Here is a 17,515-nt window from a genome sequence, read left to right on the forward strand (position 1 = left end):
AAAATGCAGTGACATCGACAAGATACACTGGCGCAGGCTCCCTGGGCTGATAAAGCCTCTTCCCCCGTAATAATAGCGGGTATTAAATAGATTTTCGGCAGTCAGATTGCATTTAAGTTGTCGGTATGCATAACCAATATTACCATTACAAAGGATATAGGAATCAGTATAAAAACTCCCCGCACTTCGGCTGTTAATGATTAGATCCTGACCCACATAGTTCCCCCCCAATCCAACATTCCACCTACTTTCTTTCGCTAAAGGCCGGTCATAACTCACATACCATGTGGAAGACCATTTGGGGCCCAGCATTCACCGGTCTCAAACCCTGCACTGTAGCGTCAGCAACCGTTATTTTGCTTATGTTGTGAGCTCCCCCTACATGTATAAAGAGATTGGGTAAGGGTTCTGACTGTATATCCAGCTCCAGACCGCGGCTATATTGCCTCCCCCCCTGTGTATACTTCGTGGCATCGTTAGGATCTGTCATTACGGTGTTCCGTACGCTGATGGCATAATAACTCAATGTCAAATCGAGTGCATGATCAGGAACCGCTATTTTGACCCCAGATTCGAGCTGACTACCGTATTGCGGTTTTAAATTATACAAGACACCATTTATGCTCGTTGGCGCAAGATTTTGAAAGCCGCTCATATAATTTCCAAACAATGTCGCCACTTTTGGAAGAAGCTGATAAGTGAACCCTATCTTTGGGGTAATAGTTGATTGCTTATAATCCGCAGTAGTCGTGCCTGTTAGCAAATCTTTCGTCCCCAAATTGATCAGTCTATCATATCGCGCACTGAGCATCAATGTCAACGCATCTGTTGGATGGATAATATCTGAAATGTAAGCCGAATAACTGTTTTGCGGAGCAACGGAATTGCTGGGCTGTTTAGAAAGTACAAGATGACGGATCAGGTCTGCATTCAATAAATTTGCTGTAGCCGAAGGATTGGCGATGGATATCGTATCGACATAACCGGCATTTTTATAATTCGCAGCATAGCTATAGCGGTGGTAATCAAGACCGACCAGCAATTTATTGTCCAGCCCCACTATATTAAAATGACCGATAAAGTTTTGTTGCACCTGATAATTACGCATACCCTCCTCATCATAGTGCAATACCCTCCTTGTTACGGCAGTATTATTTTTGATCAATAAGTTTGTTTGATAATCGCCGCTCGATGTACTATTTGTACTGGCCAAGTTTGTTTCAGACTGCCAATCCGGAGAAATGGTGTAACTTATCTTTGCATAAAAATTCAACGAAGATGTTTGCCATAGCAAAGTGTTGTCGGTGTAAGATCTAAAGTAGTCCAAATTCAGGCTGCTAGAATGCTCAACATTGCTCAAAGTTCCACCGACGAGTGGATTCGCTGGCGTGAACAAAGGACTATTTGTCGTATTCCTGCGCAAGAATTCTGCCTCTAACCTCACCTTAAGATCCGGACTTAACTGATAACTGAGACTCGGAGCGAGAAAAATAATTTTGTTTATTCCTGCATCCTGAAAACTCTTTCGGGACGTATAGGTACCAAACATTCTGAACAGTGACTTATGGGTTGCATCCAAATGCGTATTTAGGTCAATATTGATGCGCTGCAAAGCATTGTTGCCTGTAGCCAGCGAAAAATTCATAAAGCTACTATCAATGGGTGCATACGTAAGTACATTGATCAGCCCGCCAAAAGCCATATTTGTTCCTCCAAACAATGTACCGCTCGGCCCCTTTATCACATCTATTTGCTGGATATTGCTATTTTCATCACTATACTGTAAATAAGCATTCAAGCCATTTCTAAAATTGCTACGCGTCCGGAATCCACGAATAGTAAAGTAAGGTGCCACTCCGGCCCAGCTAGGTGTTACACCCGCCGCATTCGATAGCATCGCCGACTGGGATGTGTAGTTTCTATTTTTAATGAGGTGTTTACCCACGCTGGCAGTTACCTGTGGATTTTCATAGTCAGGGATATTCATGCGGGCAGACTGGAAGCTAGCTTTATCTTTGGCGCTGAACCGTGCGTTAACATAAACAGAGTCAAGCTGTTTGGGCAATAGTGAATCTTTGTATTGCGCCCATGCAGTGCTGCTACAAATGGTAAATACAAGCGTAAACATGAATACGTACGCTAAATATATCGTTTTCAAAAGCATTATAAGTTAAAGTGAACCAATAATAAATGTAGATTAAAACTAGAATCCAGTATAGCGAATCCCGGACAAACCGAAAGTCGTCATAAAGAATAATAGATTTTATCTCAAAAAATGGGATAAACCGTTAGAATTATGCTAATGAAACAATGGGTGGTCTGAGTATTTTAGGAAAGAAATCAAACTTAAGAAACAACGGAGTCCGCGCCTTGCCAACATTGCGCTCAGCATTTGGGGTAAACATTTTTGGCAAAGTTGTCGAAAAATAGTGGTGACAGAAAAAAACCGGTGTTTTGGAGAAATATTCGTGAACATCTTTCTCCCGTTGGGCCTCCTTTTTCAATATGCGCATAAGAAAGCATTTACCATCACAGTGTAAGGATGAGTTCCTTTTATTGATACAATAAGTATTGGCAATTTCGGTACGATTCGCATAAAAGCTTAGCACAATAAAAATCTTGCTAAAACTCATCAGCACGACGCATAGCAGCAACAGATTTATTGTAATCGATTTGAAAATTCTCGCAACCATTGTTATAGCCGCAAATATAGCGATTCTTCAGCGAAAGGGGCCAAATTTTTATCAAATTTGCCCCTTCTAATCTGCGCGAATTCTTCAACGGCAACGATATATCCGCAATATGATGTTTAGGATATCAATTACCTAAACGATCGCCCATTAATATTTAACAGATTTTTCGAGTTCTTTCACAAAATCTTTTCCCCAATAATGGATATCATAATGCTCGATATGCTCATAAAGCCGACGAGCCCTCACTTGAGCCTCGCCCGGTTCCATCACCAAAGCTTTCAATAAGGCATCTTTCATACTCTTACGATCATAGGGATTTGTCAAAATGGCATAGGGCAGTTCTACCGATGCTCCCGCGAATTCCGAAAGTACAAGTGCTCCCGAAGTGTCCAGTAATCCATGAGTGGCAATGTATTCCTTTGCGACAAGGTTGAGGCCATCGCGCAAAGGTGTGATCCAGGCAATATCGCTTAACGCATAATGTTTGATAACCTCCTCAAAAGGAAGCGCTCTGTAAAAATACTGTATCGGAGTCCAATTCATCGTTGCATATTTTCCATTGATCTCACCCACTGCCTGATTCACCTGATCGCGGATTTCATCGTAGATTGTCATCCCCTGTGATGGCGGTGTACACACGTTCACCAGTTCAATCTTACCCCTAAATTCTGGGTATTCTGCTAAGAACTCTCCAAAAGCCTGAATTTTCTCCAACGGGCCTTTTACATAATCTAAACGCTCGATAGATATAATACGCTTTACTCCTGATTCGTCTTTGTTTCTTTTGAGCGCATTGATCTCCAGCCTCACCTGATCATCCATCAAAATCTGTTCGATATGATCCTTGTTTACGCCGACCGGTTGAGCTCCCAACCTGATCTGTCTACCGTCTACTTCAATGACCTTCGTCATTTGATCTACTCCGAGAGCGCAGCTATAAGTCAGAAACTGATTGGCAACATTGACCTTTTTGATCACCTTAAAAGGTGTATGGCTACGGATTACATCCACAAAATTCTCTACGTAACGCGGAATATGAAAACTAATAAAATCGCAAAGCAGCAGACTTCCGATAATTTCTTTGCGCCACGGAATAATATTAAAAATGTCAGCCGCCGGAAAAGCGGTATGATGAAAGAAACCAATTTTTAGATCGGGTCGCATGGCCTTTAAAAACGACGGTACCATCCATAGGTTATATTCATGAATCCATACGAGGGCTCCATCGTCGGCTTCTTTTGCTATACGTTCGGCAAAGTACTTGTTAATCATCAAATAGTGGTCCCAATCTTCGTGATTAAACTTTGCACGGTCCACAAAAGAAAAGATAGTTGGCCAAAAGGCCTCTTTTGAGAACACGCGGTAGAATTTATCAATGTCTTCTTTTGACAACGATATGGTGGATGCTACCAGGTTGGGATACCTGCTTTCATCTACCAGCTGATTAGGAACCGGCTGACCATCCGGCTGCAAAACTTCCTCGCCGATCCAAAGACCAGAACGCCCCTTTTCAAATAAGCCCAATAATGAAGGAATAATTCCGTTTGGACTTTTCGGAGACACCCGTACGGTCTTGCCATTGATCGATTCCTTTTCAAAAGGCAGTCGATGATACACCATCACGAGCTGATCCGATTTTTTAGCTCTGCCTTTTTGAGGTACTATTTTCTGTTCAGTACGGATGAGTTGCTGGAAAGGGCGATACTTGCTCATATACTCTAATATCCCACCCGCTCCGGCGGCCTCGGCAGTGTAAGCTGTGTCCATTTGACCAACAGCTTCAAGCAAACTGCCCTCCGACTTTCCTACGGCAACACCGCGAAAACCGATCTCAAACAAGGCGAGATCATTAAGGGTATCTCCAGCTACCATTACATCGTCCGCCTCGATATCCAAAAATTCAATCAGCTTTTTAAGCGTTGTACCTTTGTTCACACCCTTCGGAAGCAAGTCCAGATACTGATCAGCCGAAGTAATCATATCACACTCATACCTGTCGGCCACCTGCTTTACTAGATTGAGGTCAACCTCAGGTTCATAAAAAAAAGAGCTGCGCCGCTGTTGTGGTACATGTTGGTAACGCAATTGCGGAATCTCATCCAGCGCTGAACGGATCGCATAAGTCTGCGGCCATTTTTCCTCAATTTCGCTCTGTAAAGGCTCAATTGCTTCCAGGCTGTGGCCATTCACCACTGTAGCTCCCACATCAGCTATTATAAAATCTGGCACCGGAATAAGTGGATCGCTCAGCAAAGGCAATACAGACTCCAAGCCTCTCCCTGTCACAAAAACCAGTTGCATATTCGCACTAGCCTTTATCAATCGATATAATCTGAGGCGGTCTTCCATTTTACCCCCCAAAAAAGTTCCATCTAAATCTGTTGCTAATATCATATTATCTTATATTCCTTTCTAAAAGTTTAAATTCATCTTTTGCTGCCATATGGTTATATAGCACCCGATAGGCAGTCTGTAAAAGGGGCATATTGAGTTCGAGACTTGATACGGTATTCATTAGCCCCTTTGTCGCATAATAACCTTCGGCAACCATACCCATCATCCCACGAGCCTCAAATGCCGAAAATCCCTGACCGAGATACTGACCAAACTTCCGGTTGCGGCTATGTCTGGAGTATCCCGTCACCAATAAGTCGCCCAAATAGGTCGAGTTACCTAGCCGAGAATTGGGTACACCAACAGCTTGCAGCAACAACCCCAGTTCGTCGATTGCATTCGCTACCAACACAGCTATAAAGTTGTCGCCATAGTGTAATCCTTCAGCCATACCGCAGACAATACCGACCACATTTTTATAAATGGCCGCGTACTCCACGCCGATCATATCAGCGCTATAGTGTACCTGCATATAGGGTGATGCAAATGCATTCGAAATCTTTTGAATAACGCTTTGATTCGACCCGCATAAGGTTATATAAGTTTTTTTGTTTCTTGCAATTTCTTCGGCGTGGCAGGGGCCCGCGATAATCGCCTGCTGTAGGTCAGTCAGTTCAAAATGCCGGGCAATGAAAGCACTGGGTAGCAAATTCTCCGGCCCTACGGTTCCTTTTATTGCGGTAATCACGAATTTGTCGCGCATATCATTTTTGGGGATTGCTTCGCAAACTTGATCCAGTTGCGCACTGGGAACAACAAACAGGATCACCTTAGAACGCGCCACGAGCATATCCAGCTGATCAGAAGCATAAATTTTTGTATTATCAAGTTTTAAAAAGGATAGGTAGTCGGGGTTGATAGCATCGTCATTGATCGAGCGTACTTGTTCGGAACGTCGCATATACCAATTTACATGGATGCTATTTTCTGTTAGAATTTTAACCAGGGCCGTGGCCCAACTCCCACCGCCAATCACACTAATCTCATTCAAATTATTGGGGGTTTTAAAGATGTAAAAACAGCGATTTTTTGCTATCGGGTTATCTATTAATTGACAAAAGTAATGAAAAATTAATCAATAAGCAAAAAAAGTATTAAAAACGTATTTAAACGTAAAAAACCACGTGTTAATATTTTTTCTTAAATTTGTCTGTTCATATGAAAAATTCAATTATGCTAAATCTCAGTGAACAATCATCAACTTCAATCTATCAGTACATTTTCGATTTCTTCTGTAAATTAGGCTTCCCCGAACAGCAGTCCCATATAGCAACCGCAGCTGGGCTCCTTTTGACCGCAGCATTACTTCTCTATGTGCTCGACTATATCATGCGTCGCGTATTTTATACAGCACTAAATAAAATTGCCCTTCGAACTTCAACCAAATGGGATGATTACCTTTTGAGCAATAAGGTACATGTCCGTCTGAGTCGCACTATTCTCGTTTTGCTGGCACGCCAGTTTTTACCGATAATTTTCATGGGCTTTCCGGTATTAACCGCTGCTTTGGTAAAATTTTTGGATTTAGTGGTGTTGCTGACGATCTATCATCTTGTAAATAGCCTATTGAAAACCTGCCGTGATATCTTCCGAACTTCAAATGGTTTTAAAGATAAGCCCATCGACAGTTACCTACAGGTGGTACAGATCTTTTTAATTTTTGTGATCGGAACACTGGCTGTGTCACTTCTAACAGGAAACTCACCATGGTCCTTTCTCGTGTCACTGGGCGCAGCTTCCGCAATTCTGATGTTGGTATTTAAAGATACAATTTTGGGATTTGTAGCCAGTATTCAAGTGTCGGCCAATGACTCCGTGCGTGTTGGTGACTGGATTGAAATGCCCAAATATGGTGTAGATGGTGACGTGTTACAGATTAATCTTAACAATGTCAAAATACAGAATTGGGACAAAACCATTGTCACTATACCGACCTATACGCTTCTCAGCGATTCATTCAAAAATTATCGCGGAATGCAAGAGACTGGTGGTCGTCGTATTAAGCGCGCACTGAATATTAAAATGTCATCAGTACGGTATCTTAGCGAGGAGGAAATAACAGCATTGAAAAATATCCGAATACTATCGCCTTACATTGATCAGCGCGAACGCGAGATTGCCGCATATAATAAGACATGGAATACAGACAATTCTTCGCCAGTTAACGGCCGAAGAATGACGAACATTGGTCTATTTCGGGCTTATGTCCTCGCATACGCAAAAAACAACCCTAATATCCACCAAGAATTGACGTTATTGGTACGTCAGCTGGCTCCGACTGAATATGGCATACCCTTGGAGTTATATATGTTTACTAAAGGAACACAATGGGTATATTTTGAAGATACGATGGCCGATATTTTTGACCATTTGCTCGCAGCAATCAAACACTTTCACTTACAAATCTTTGAATTGCCGGCGGCAGACGATTTGCGTTTGCTTGTATCGAAGGAAGAACGTGCTGAATATAGCTTGTAACAACCAACGAATAGTGCCTAATGGTCTTCGTATAAAACCATTGGGCACTTATCATTAAACCGTTTATCGGAATACCCGCTGGATCAGTTTACCGATCTCAGCAAAATCTTGGTGATTACTAATCGCGCGCTTTTCTGACACATCATTGTTATTCTGAGTAAAGGGATAAATCAGTAGATAATTGTTTTCAATCTGATTTTCGTTGAGGTATTGGGTAATGGTATGAATTGGCGACTTATACGAAAAACGGTTACGGTCGGCCATTAGCACAATTAACCCCTGATCAACTGTTAGTTCTCCAATAACCTGATCCACTTCTTTCCAATCGGATATGGTAATAAATGACGCTTCCACAGCCGACTTTTTGATGATTCGATGGAGAATTTCGATGATATCCGTTGTACTGTAGAATACAAGCGGTGCGCTCGAATTGCACGCAATATTCCATATTTTTGATAGCGCTTCAAAAAAGCCGGATTCCCTGTATGCCAATGGAGGGATGAGCACAACATACTCTTTTACAGTTGATATCGGTTGAATGGCACGGTACAACATCAGATTGACATGCTCATTTTTTAAATAGCCGTTATACAGATTATACATAAAAGACGTTGAAAAGCCCTTATCTTTATCTAGGCCAATGATTAGATCTGATATGGATTTTTCTTTGATCACATTATTTATTCCGTCAACTACTCCGCTGTCATGTCGGGTAATGGCCTGTACCTGCACATCAGCCGATGCTCCCAGTTTCACTGCGGATTCAAGAATCCTTTCTGCATTTTTTACTGAAGATTCATTCTTATCCTCACTGATGATATTTAAGGCAAAGAGCTGGTCATCTTTTGATTTTGTACGGATCAGCAGCCCCAAATTGACCATCTTTTCAGTCATCTGTTCGGTATTGATCGGCAATAGAATATGAGCATCGGGCAGCTTATCGCCTACTATGGTATCTTCCCGATCTGCCTCCGCAATGCGCTGCGCATTAGACATTGACACGAAGGATGAAATGGTACACGAAATCAGAATCAGCAAAATACTCCCATTCAGCACATGTTCATTGAGTAAACGAATGGGTTCACCATCTGGCGTTTGGCCAAGGATAATATTATAACCGACCATAACTGCAGCCAATGTGGCGGCGGCAGAAGCCGAGCTCATGCCAAATATAAGCATCCCCTCTTCCCCGCTAAGACGGAAGGTCTTTTGCGTTAGCATGGCGGCCATATACTTACCACCAATAGAGGCCACGAGCATGATCGCTGCCACACCCAAGGTTTCCCAGCTTTTTAAAAAAGCCGAAAAGTCAATTAGCATCCCCACGCTGATCAGAAAGAATGGAATAAATATAGCGTTTCCAACAAATTCGATCCGATTCATCAAAGAGGAAGTATGTGGAATTAGGCGATTCAGTGCCAGTCCGGCAAAGAAAGCACCAATAATGGATTCAATACCGGCCAGCTCGGCCAATATCGAAGCCAGATAAATCATCACTACGACAAATATATATTGCGATATCTTGTCCGATACATTTTTAAAAAACCAGCGCGCTATAATCGGAAATACCAACAAAACAACAAGAGCAAACGCAATCATTGAAGCACTTAATCGAATCCAAAAGACAGTGCTTACATCCCCCTGAGAAAGGCCGACAATCACCGCCAATACCAAAAGCGAAAGTACATCTGTAATCATTGTCCCGCCAACGGTAATATTGACGGCAAGATTCTTTGATATGCCCAAGCTACTGACCAATGGGTAAACGATCAGTGTATGCGACGAGAATAAACTGGCAAATAGAATCGACGTTGAAAGCGAAAAATTTAATACATAATATCCTCCGATAAATCCTAGAATAAAGGGCGCCAAAAAAGTATAGATTGAGAATGTGATACTTTTCCATTTATTCTTCTTAAAGTCACCCATATCGATTTCTAGACCAGCTAGAAACATGATGTAAAGCAGCCCTGTCGTTCCCGTCACCACGACACTGCTGTCTCGCGAGAGCATATTGAAGCCGTAGGGCCCAACAATCGCACCTGCGACCAGCAAACCTAACAGATGTGGAACTTTTATTTTATTGAGTAACAAAGGCACCAGCAGTATAATGAGCAACTCGATAAAAAACTTAAGTAAAGGGTCTTCAACCGGAAAAGTAATGTGGTGAATACTGGCTAGGATCATCTTTCAGTGGGTGTGAGTTCAATAGAAAAGTTTGCTTGGCAATCCTCTTTCGTGCCGATCGTCTGTGTTCCGCGGATAATCTTAGAACCAATCAGATCAAGGTTCATCTGAACCCTCGCCTTACTTTCATCCATACTATCTTGTACTTGGACCAGACTAATTCGATTATCCAATAAAGAGCCTTTAAAGAGTCGCATCGTTTTATTTTTGGTATAGGTCTTTACATAAATACCTGTAGCATCAGCCATAAATTCCCATTGCTCGTTCCTTTGGTCACCAATTACATAATTGTTGCAATTCGACGAACGGCAGACCAATCTGCAGCTCCATTGTCCTGCGATCGAATCTGGCCAATGCTGAACGACGGTGTCGGGCTTTAGTCGCTTGGATTCTGTTGCGCGTAGGCTATCCCGCATGGCTAATAATGCATCGTATTCAGACTCTCTCTGCGCAAACTCTTGTTCTTTTTTTACAAGTTGTTCTTCGCGATCTTGCAAATCGTTTCTTCCATGCTGACCGCAGGATACGATGAGAACAGAAAGAAATATCATGTATACTATATTCTTCACTTTAATCTAAATTATCTATAAATAAATTCCACTACGATATCACGTTTATACAAACATTCAATCTTAGATAACGTGCAACAACCTTAGGAGAAATCAACCGCTATGACTGTTACCTCATCGTAGATTCTTGTTCGCATTACTACTAATAAACATTTCATTTTTCTCCTCCGAAATGATTTCCAGAAAGCGGTCGTAATGCTTTAATACATCGCTGATCAATTCATTTCTTGTAAAGTACTGAATATCATACCCCTCACGTGCATCTCCAAAATAAGATTTAGGAAAATAAGTTTTTTTATCATCAAATTCCGGGAGATTATCTTCTTCAACCACATAATCAGAAACCACTTTGACCTGGCTTTTTACGCCATAGATAAAATTGTTGATTACGTCATGCTGGATTTCAATTTGTATCCGCTTAGGTTGCGCTAACTCTTGAATCTTTGCTTCAATACCATTATGCTTGAATTCTGCCTGCAGATCCTCAAAAGCTACCATCACGGTGTTCTCCATAAACTCTTCAACAGATTCGCGACTTTTAAATGAGACAATTTGTTGCAGGCGATCTTTCCAAAATTCACCCGACCAGGGGACCGTACTGACCGAAAAATCACGTTCATAATAACTCCGATCAATGGTCAATGCTTTGACCAAACTCACGCAAAAAAGCAGCATAATCAGCGAAAAAGGCAATGCAGTGATAAGTGTCATAGTTTGCAATGCCTGCAATCCACCGGCATTTAACAACATAAGCGCTAAAATAGCCAACAGAGCTCCCCAAAAAACCATTTGCCATTTCGGTGACTTTTCCGCATTCTTAGTGGAAATGCTATTCATCACAAAGATTCCCGAATCGGCTGAAGTCACAAAAAAGATAATGATGATAAGAATGACCAGATAGCTTACTATCTCGGAGAATGGCAAATAGTCCAAAAACCTAAACATCAGGGCATCAGGATTATCAGCCAAGGCGCTCAATGCACCTTTGGCAAAGTGCATATCAAACCACATCGCACTGTTGCCAAACACGGACATCCAGATAAAATTAAATATGGTCGGAATAATAAGTACGGCCGCAATAAATTCGCGAATGGTCCGCCCTTTGGATATTTTAGCAATAAATAACCCTACATAAGGAGACCATGATATCCACCAGGCCCAGTAAAGAATCGTCCAATTGTAGAACCAGGGCAATGTAGCTTCGTCATACACATGCGTATCAAAAGTTAAACTAAAGAAATTGTTTACATAATTACCTATCCCTTCCGTAAAACTTCCGATAAGGTAAACCGTTGGTCCTAAAAAAAGTACAAACAATAGCAAGATAACTACGGTAATTATATTAATGTTACTCAATAGTTTTACCCCCTTATCAACACCCGATGTAGCTGATAAAATAGCTAATAGTGATAACACGGCAACAATAACAATCTGATAGGTAAAATTATTCTCAGGCACAAGTCCTAAAGTTTGCAAGCCTGCATTCACTTGCACCACGCCAAAACCGAGCGTTGTCGTAATGCCAAAAAACGTACTGCAGAGGGCAAACACATCAACGGCATTACCCCATTTTCCATTAATCTTATTTTTTAATAGTGGATAGAAACAACTTCGAAGGGACAGCGGTAACCGATAGCGGTAAGCAAAATAAGACAGAGCCAGTCCCACAACGCCATAGATTGCCCAAGCATGTATACCCCAATGAAAAAATGTATACAGCTGGGCATTTTGAGCTCGATTGATATCATGATGGCCAGCAAATGCGTCTGTTGAAAAATGCTGCATCGGTTCAGCAACGCTGAAATACATCAACCCGATCCCCATACCGGCGGCAAACAACATAGAAATCCATGAAAAAAAAGTATACTCGGGTTTACTGTCGTTACTTCCTAGCTTGATATTACCAAATTTGCTAAACATCAGGTAAAGGAGAAAAATAACAAATAGTGTCACAGCCCATACGTAAACCCAGTTGAGGTTAACAAAGATAAATTGCTTGGCAGTATCTAAAATACGTACAGAAAGGGTCGGAAAAAATACCGACAATAGGCAAACGCCTATGATAAAGATCAAACTAGGAATAACAATTCCTTTATTAAATGTCGATTTTGACAACATCACTAAAATTAAATTTGTTTACAATGGGGTGCCAACAAAGCCATCTTGAAACCAATATACACTACTTTATGCATTACTACGGATACGGATATCACGTTGCGGAAAGGGAATCTCAATACCAGCCCGATCCAAAGCTTCTTTGCAGTTAATAATCAATTGCTCCTGCATCGTCCAGAAGTTTTCATTTGAAGTGGTCGCGCGTACAGATAGCGTGATTGCGCTATCTCCCAACTCATTGACCACAACCTGCGGTGCAGGGTCTTTGAACGCATACTCATTATTTTGAACAACCTCCAATAGTATCTGTTTAGCTTGTTTTAAGTCAGCACTGTAAGATACACCAATGTCGAACCATGTGCGGCGTGTCCCCAAAACGGTGTAATTAGTAATACTACTGTTAGATAGCATACCATTGGGAACAACAAGCTGCTGATTTTGCGGTGTATTTAATTTTGTGTTGAAAATATCAATTTCAATCACAGTCCCTGAGACATTCGAGCTCGAACTTATATAATCGCCCACACGAAAGGGCTTCAGCAGTAAAATCAATATTCCGCCCGCAAAATTAGATAAAGAGCCCTGCAGCGCTAAACCGATAGCCAAACCCGCAGCACCAATAATAGCAACAAATGCTGAGGTTTGAACACCCAATTGTGTAACGACAACAATAAATAGTAATATATTTAAAATCCAACCAATTAAATTACTGAGAAAACGCTGCAAAGAAACGTCCATTTTCCGGCGTTCGAAGGCTTTGTCGATCATACGCTTCAACAAACGGATAATCCAAGATCCAATTAAATATATCAGTAATGCTGAGATCAGGGCTGTAATAATACGTGGCGCCCAGGCAATTGCAGAAGCAATAAAATTATTCCAATGTGCCTGTATGTCGTTCAATTCTAAATCATTCATAGTGCTTGTATTTAAAAAATGTAATACTGAATTTTCAATATAATCTAATATTGATTAAATACCAAAAAAGAAAGTGGATGTTATTTTTAACAACTAAGTAGCACGATTGTTTCTAAAAAAGTACTGCATGCGGATTTAACCTCATAATAATAAATAGAATTTGTAGCGGATATACCACAAAACAGCACCATAAAGACGAACAATTTGTCCAATAAAAATTGAGCAATAAATACTATACCATTATTGATGAGAAAATGCAGAGCTCCAAAGCGGATGTAAAAAGCTAGAATTAGCTTTTTGGAAGAAATTAAGCAGCCAGGAGATGATAAATTATCCAACATACATTAGCCATATTACGAAACTAAAATGCAAAAATAGTCGATATGGATATTGTAACACACATATATAAATAAGATATATATATAGGTTTACATAAAAATAAACAAAATCTATTCAATATTTCAGATAGTCTTGACTCGTTTTACCTACTTTTAGCCGACCTAAAAACTCAATTCACAAGATGGAAGATTTGATCAATAGAATTTATAATATTATTTGGAGTGATGCGCTTGTCTACCTTTGTCTGCTTACAGGTATATACTTTACCGTTCGCTTTCGCTGTCCTCAACTGATGCAGGTTCGGGAAATGATCCGTTTGCTTTTTAATGGCAGTAGTTCCGACAAGGGCATCTCCTCTTTTCAGGCTTTCTCTTTGGCTATTTCAGGACGTGTGGGCACGGGAAATATCGCAGGTGTCGCGACCGCAATTGCCATGGGGGGGGCCAGGGGCTATTTTCTGGATGTGGGTAATTGCATTTTTAGGCAGTGCTTCAGCTATTGTAGAAGCGACTCTTGGCCAGATGTACAAAGAGGTAAACGATGGTGAGTATCGCGGTGGCCCAGCATTTTACATTCTTAAAGGACTTAAATCCAAAACTTTTGCATGGGCTTTTGCAATCGTCACCATCATAAGTACCGGTTTTTTACTACCCGGGGTGCAGAGCAATAGCATCAGTTCAGCAGTTGAGTCTGCTTTCCACCTATCTCCCAGCGTGACCGGTTTGGCGATAGCCGGCTTGCTCGCCATTATCATTATAGGTGGGGTAAAGCGTATCAGCACCGTAGCGGAATATGTTGTACCCTTTATGGCTGGCGCCTATATCCTTATGGCTTTGGTTATTATTGGGCTCAACTTTACAGAGATCCCTGCGGTTATTGCTTTGATCGTCAAATCTGCCTTAAACATGGAAGCCACATTTGGTGCTGTAGCAGGCATGGCAATTTCTTGGGGTGTAAAAACGGGGTATATATAGCAATGAGGCCGGCCAGGGCACCGCCCCACACGCCGCCGCCGCCGAAGTATCCCACCCCATCAAGCAAGGTCTCGTACAGGGATTTTCGGTATATGTTGATACCATGTTTGTGTGCACAGCAACAGCCTTAATGATCCTCTTTACGGGTCAATATAATGTCGAAAATCCAGCTGATGGATTTATTGTACAGCACCTTCCGGCTACAGAAATGGGACCAGCTTTTACACAACAAGCAGTATCCCATCATTTCCCAACTATCGGAAATGCCTTTGTTGCATTAGCGCTTGCCTTCTTTGCGTTTACCACTATCATGGCTTACTATTACATCGCTGAAACCAACATTAGTTTTGTTGGTCAAAAAAAACAACATAAAACCTTACTTATTTGGATTTTGCGACTACTGATCTTAGTATCGACCTATGTAGGCTGTACCAGCACAGCTAAATCTGCCTGGGCATTGGGCGATATTGGAGTCGGACTGATGGCCTGACTCAATCTGATCGCCATACTTCTGCTGCATAAAAAAGTACTTACGCTCTACGCGGATTATTGCGAGCAGCAGAAATGCAAAATAGACCCAGTATTTGACAGCAGTAAATTTCAATTTCCCAATCTGGACTTATGGTCCAAAAAAAATAGACAGCACGATGAGTCAATTGATTAACCTTACCGTATTGAAAAATTTCTTCAAATCAAGTAATGCTGGATAGCAGGTGTTATGGTCGCCATGACAATCCCAACAAATAGCGAAACCTATCATAGCGATAATGAAGTCAAGATCCTAAGTTTTTAAATTGATTAAAACCAATTCGGGTCTTTACATCGTATATTATCAAACAAGAATGGACAATCACTATGAAAAAAGCATTTTTATTACTACTACTGGGGCTAGGCTTATTTACGCTGAGCAAATTTGGATTTTCACAGAAATCAGATCCATCCAAACCGATTGAGAAGCAATTGGCGGCCCCTATAGCCGAGCATGATCAGGTTATTTATTTTGCCGGTGGATGCTTTTGGGGTACCGAGCATTTTTTCAAACAAGTACGAGGCGTTACGGGCACGGAAGTAGGTTATGCCAATGGTAATTTAAAGAATCCGAGCTATGAGCAGGTTTCTACGGGAAAGACAGGTTTTGCTGAAACTGTCAAAGTCACCTATGACCCACGAATCGTTGAACTTAAGCTTCTCGTGGATTTGTTTTTAAAGACAATAGACCCCACCTCCCTCAACAAACAGGGAAACGATATCGGAACACAATATCGTACCGGTATTTACTATACCGATAAATCAGTTATTCCAGTTATTAAGAAAAGCCTAGCCGAACTGGACAAGAAATATCCGGCAAAAATAGTTGTCGAACTCGAGCCCTTACAGAATTACTACGATGCGGAGGCCTACCATCAAAAATATCTAGACAAAAACCCGGGTGGCTACTGCCATATTGTTCCGGAGATGTTTGATCTGGCGCGCAAAGCCAACCCTGCCCCCAAGGACTCTACTGCGTCGAAAAGTTATCACAAAAAAGATAGAAGTACACTTAAAAAGGAACTTACACCACTGCAATACGATGTAACGCAGAATCAGGCCACGGAACGTGCCTTTGACAACGCATACAATGATGAGTTTAGAGATGGTATTTACGTGGATATTACAACCGGTGAACCACTATTTGTCTCGACAGATAAATTTGAATCAGGTTGTGGATGGCCCAGCTTTTCCAAACCGATCAATCCCGACTTAGTCGAAGAATTATCTGATAACTCCCACGGTATGCGCCGCACAGAGGTACGGAGCAAAACCGGAGATGCTCATTTGGGCCATGTTTTTGACGATGGTCCAGCGGACAAAGGCGGTTTACGCTATTGCATCAATAGTGCATCGCTCCAATTTGTTCCTAAAGAAGAAATGAAAGCCAAGGGTTATGAAAAATATCTGTCCCTACTCGTCAAAAAGTAAACGAAACACTCAACTGCTACTTTAAAAAACTGGTGCAAGTCTGCATCAGTTTTTTTTTAAAAAAAAATAAAAAAAAATTAGGGTTTAGAAATCCAAGCGTTCCAAAAAGTCGTAAATGGTTATAAGTACAGAAAAATATTATAAACTAAAAGACTTTTGTTATGGAAAAGATAACAACTCCCCACAACGATTCGCTATTGACTCCCAATGGTGAAATAGACAAAAAGGATCTCCGCAGAAGAGATTTTTTAAAGTTTGCAGGCGCCAGTGCAGCATCGCTGGCCATCCTCGGTTTGTCGAGCTGTAAAAAAGACCATGATGATAACATGGATAACGGCGGAAAAGGCCTATATTTTGGTAGTGGCGATATCGCTATCCTCAACTATGCCTATGCGCTCGAGCAGCTCGAAGCTGCCTTCTACATTCAATTGGTCAATAATCCCTACTCAGGCATGACCGATATGGAAAAGGCCTTCTTTACCGATATCCGTGATCATGAGATTGCCCACCGCGAATTTTTTAAAGTTGCGCTGGGTGCCAAAGCAATCTCCAGCCTTGAATTAAATCTATCAGCGATTAATTTTAGCAGCAGGGAAAATGTACTGGCAACTGCCAAAACATTTGAAGATCTGGGGGTATCCGCATACAATGGTGCTGGATGGCTTATCAAAGACACTAACTACCTGTTGTTGGCCGGAAAGATTGTGTCGGTAGAGGCACGCCATGCGGCTTGGGTAAGGGATATGATCGATAACGGCAGTTTCGCCAACCAGGAAGTTGTTGATTCCAATGGACTCGATGTTGCCAAAAGTCCCAGTGTCGTCTTGAGCGCCGCCGCACCCTTTATCAAATCTAAAATTGATGTATCGGATCTACCCACTTATTAATT

General features: G+C 41.5%; 14 protein-coding genes. 6 read left to right on the plus strand and 8 right to left on the minus strand.

Annotation, left to right across the window (positions count from 1 at the left end; all coding sequences use genetic code 11):
• Window positions 1–268 precede the first annotated feature (268 nt).
• The 4 genes from QE382_RS14975 to QE382_RS14990 all read right to left on the minus strand — a co-directional run bounded on the left by QE382_RS14975 (window position 269) and on the right by QE382_RS14990 (window position 6,078).
• The gene (locus QE382_RS14975; protein WP_307186607.1) at window positions 269–2,128 is read right to left on the minus strand and encodes a TonB-dependent siderophore receptor; all 1,860 of its coding nucleotides are present in this window, start codon (window positions 2,126–2,128) and stop codon (window positions 269–271) included.
• A gap of 166 nt (window positions 2,129–2,294) precedes the next feature.
• A complete protein-coding gene (locus tag QE382_RS14980) occupies window positions 2,295–2,513 on the minus strand; it encodes a hypothetical protein (protein ID WP_307186608.1) in 219 nt (72 codons plus the stop codon).
• 327 nt (window positions 2,514–2,840) lie between these two features.
• A complete protein-coding gene (gene ggpS, locus QE382_RS14985; protein WP_307186609.1) occupies window positions 2,841–5,087 on the minus strand; it encodes a glucosylglycerol-phosphate synthase in 2,247 nt (748 codons plus the stop codon).
• A 1-nt stretch (window position 5,088) separates the two neighbouring features.
• On the minus strand, window positions 5,089–6,078 hold the full coding sequence (locus QE382_RS14990) for an NAD(P)H-dependent glycerol-3-phosphate dehydrogenase (RefSeq protein ID WP_307186610.1): 990 nt from the start codon (window positions 6,076–6,078) through the stop codon (window positions 5,089–5,091).
• A gap of 167 nt (window positions 6,079–6,245) precedes the next feature.
• On the opposite strand from QE382_RS14990, the gene QE382_RS14995 reads away from it, so the two are divergent.
• Entirely contained in the window at window positions 6,246–7,565 is a 1,320-nt protein-coding gene (locus QE382_RS14995) for a mechanosensitive ion channel family protein (protein ID WP_307186611.1), read from the plus strand.
• 63 nt (window positions 7,566–7,628) lie between these two features.
• Here the strand turns inward: QE382_RS14995 and QE382_RS15000 are convergent, their stop codons facing one another.
• The 4 genes from QE382_RS15000 to QE382_RS15015 form a co-directional block, all read right to left on the minus strand.
• Entirely contained in the window at window positions 7,629–9,752 is a 2,124-nt protein-coding gene (locus tag QE382_RS15000; RefSeq protein WP_307186612.1) for a cation:proton antiporter, read from the minus strand.
• Window positions 9,749–10,321, minus strand: a complete 573-nt coding sequence (locus QE382_RS15005; RefSeq protein WP_307186613.1) for a hypothetical protein — start codon at window positions 10,319–10,321, stop codon at window positions 9,749–9,751. Before QE382_RS15005 ends, QE382_RS15000 begins: the two co-directional genes overlap by 4 nt.
• Window positions 10,322–10,435: 114 nt before the next feature.
• A complete protein-coding gene (locus QE382_RS15010; RefSeq protein WP_307186614.1) occupies window positions 10,436–12,439 on the minus strand; it encodes a BCCT family transporter in 2,004 nt (667 codons plus the stop codon).
• 66 nt (window positions 12,440–12,505) lie between these two features.
• A complete protein-coding gene (locus tag QE382_RS15015) occupies window positions 12,506–13,354 on the minus strand; it encodes a mechanosensitive ion channel family protein (protein ID WP_307186615.1) in 849 nt (282 codons plus the stop codon).
• Between the two features lie 520 nt (window positions 13,355–13,874).
• Between QE382_RS15015 and QE382_RS23590 the strand changes: the two genes are divergently transcribed.
• From QE382_RS23590 to QE382_RS15035, 5 genes are all read left to right on the plus strand, one after another.
• Complete coding sequence (locus QE382_RS23590) at window positions 13,875–14,240, plus strand: alanine:cation symporter family protein (RefSeq protein WP_503167754.1); 366 nt, start codon at window positions 13,875–13,877, stop codon at window positions 14,238–14,240.
• A complete protein-coding gene (locus tag QE382_RS15020) occupies window positions 14,155–14,667 on the plus strand; it encodes an alanine:cation symporter family protein (RefSeq protein ID WP_370877879.1) in 513 nt (170 codons plus the stop codon). The genes QE382_RS23590 and QE382_RS15020 overlap by 86 nt, the downstream gene beginning before the upstream one ends.
• Window positions 14,660–15,157 carry an alanine:cation symporter family protein gene (locus QE382_RS15025; protein WP_307188034.1) on the plus strand — a complete coding sequence of 166 codons (498 nt, stop codon included), beginning with the start codon at window positions 14,660–14,662 and terminating at the stop codon, window positions 15,155–15,157. Before QE382_RS15020 ends, QE382_RS15025 begins: the two co-directional genes overlap by 8 nt.
• A gap of 365 nt (window positions 15,158–15,522) precedes the next feature.
• Entirely contained in the window at window positions 15,523–16,626 is a 1,104-nt protein-coding gene (gene msrB, locus QE382_RS23645; RefSeq protein WP_307186617.1) for a peptide-methionine (R)-S-oxide reductase MsrB, read from the plus strand.
• Between the two features lie 161 nt (window positions 16,627–16,787).
• Window positions 16,788–17,513 carry a ferritin-like domain-containing protein gene (locus tag QE382_RS15035; RefSeq protein WP_307186618.1) on the plus strand — a complete coding sequence of 242 codons (726 nt, stop codon included), beginning with the start codon at window positions 16,788–16,790 and terminating at the stop codon, window positions 17,511–17,513.
• Window positions 17,514–17,515 lie beyond the last annotated feature (2 nt).

This window comes from Sphingobacterium zeae (assembly GCF_030818895.1).
GTDB classification, from domain to species: Bacteria; Bacteroidota; Bacteroidia; order Sphingobacteriales; family Sphingobacteriaceae; genus Sphingobacterium; species Sphingobacterium zeae.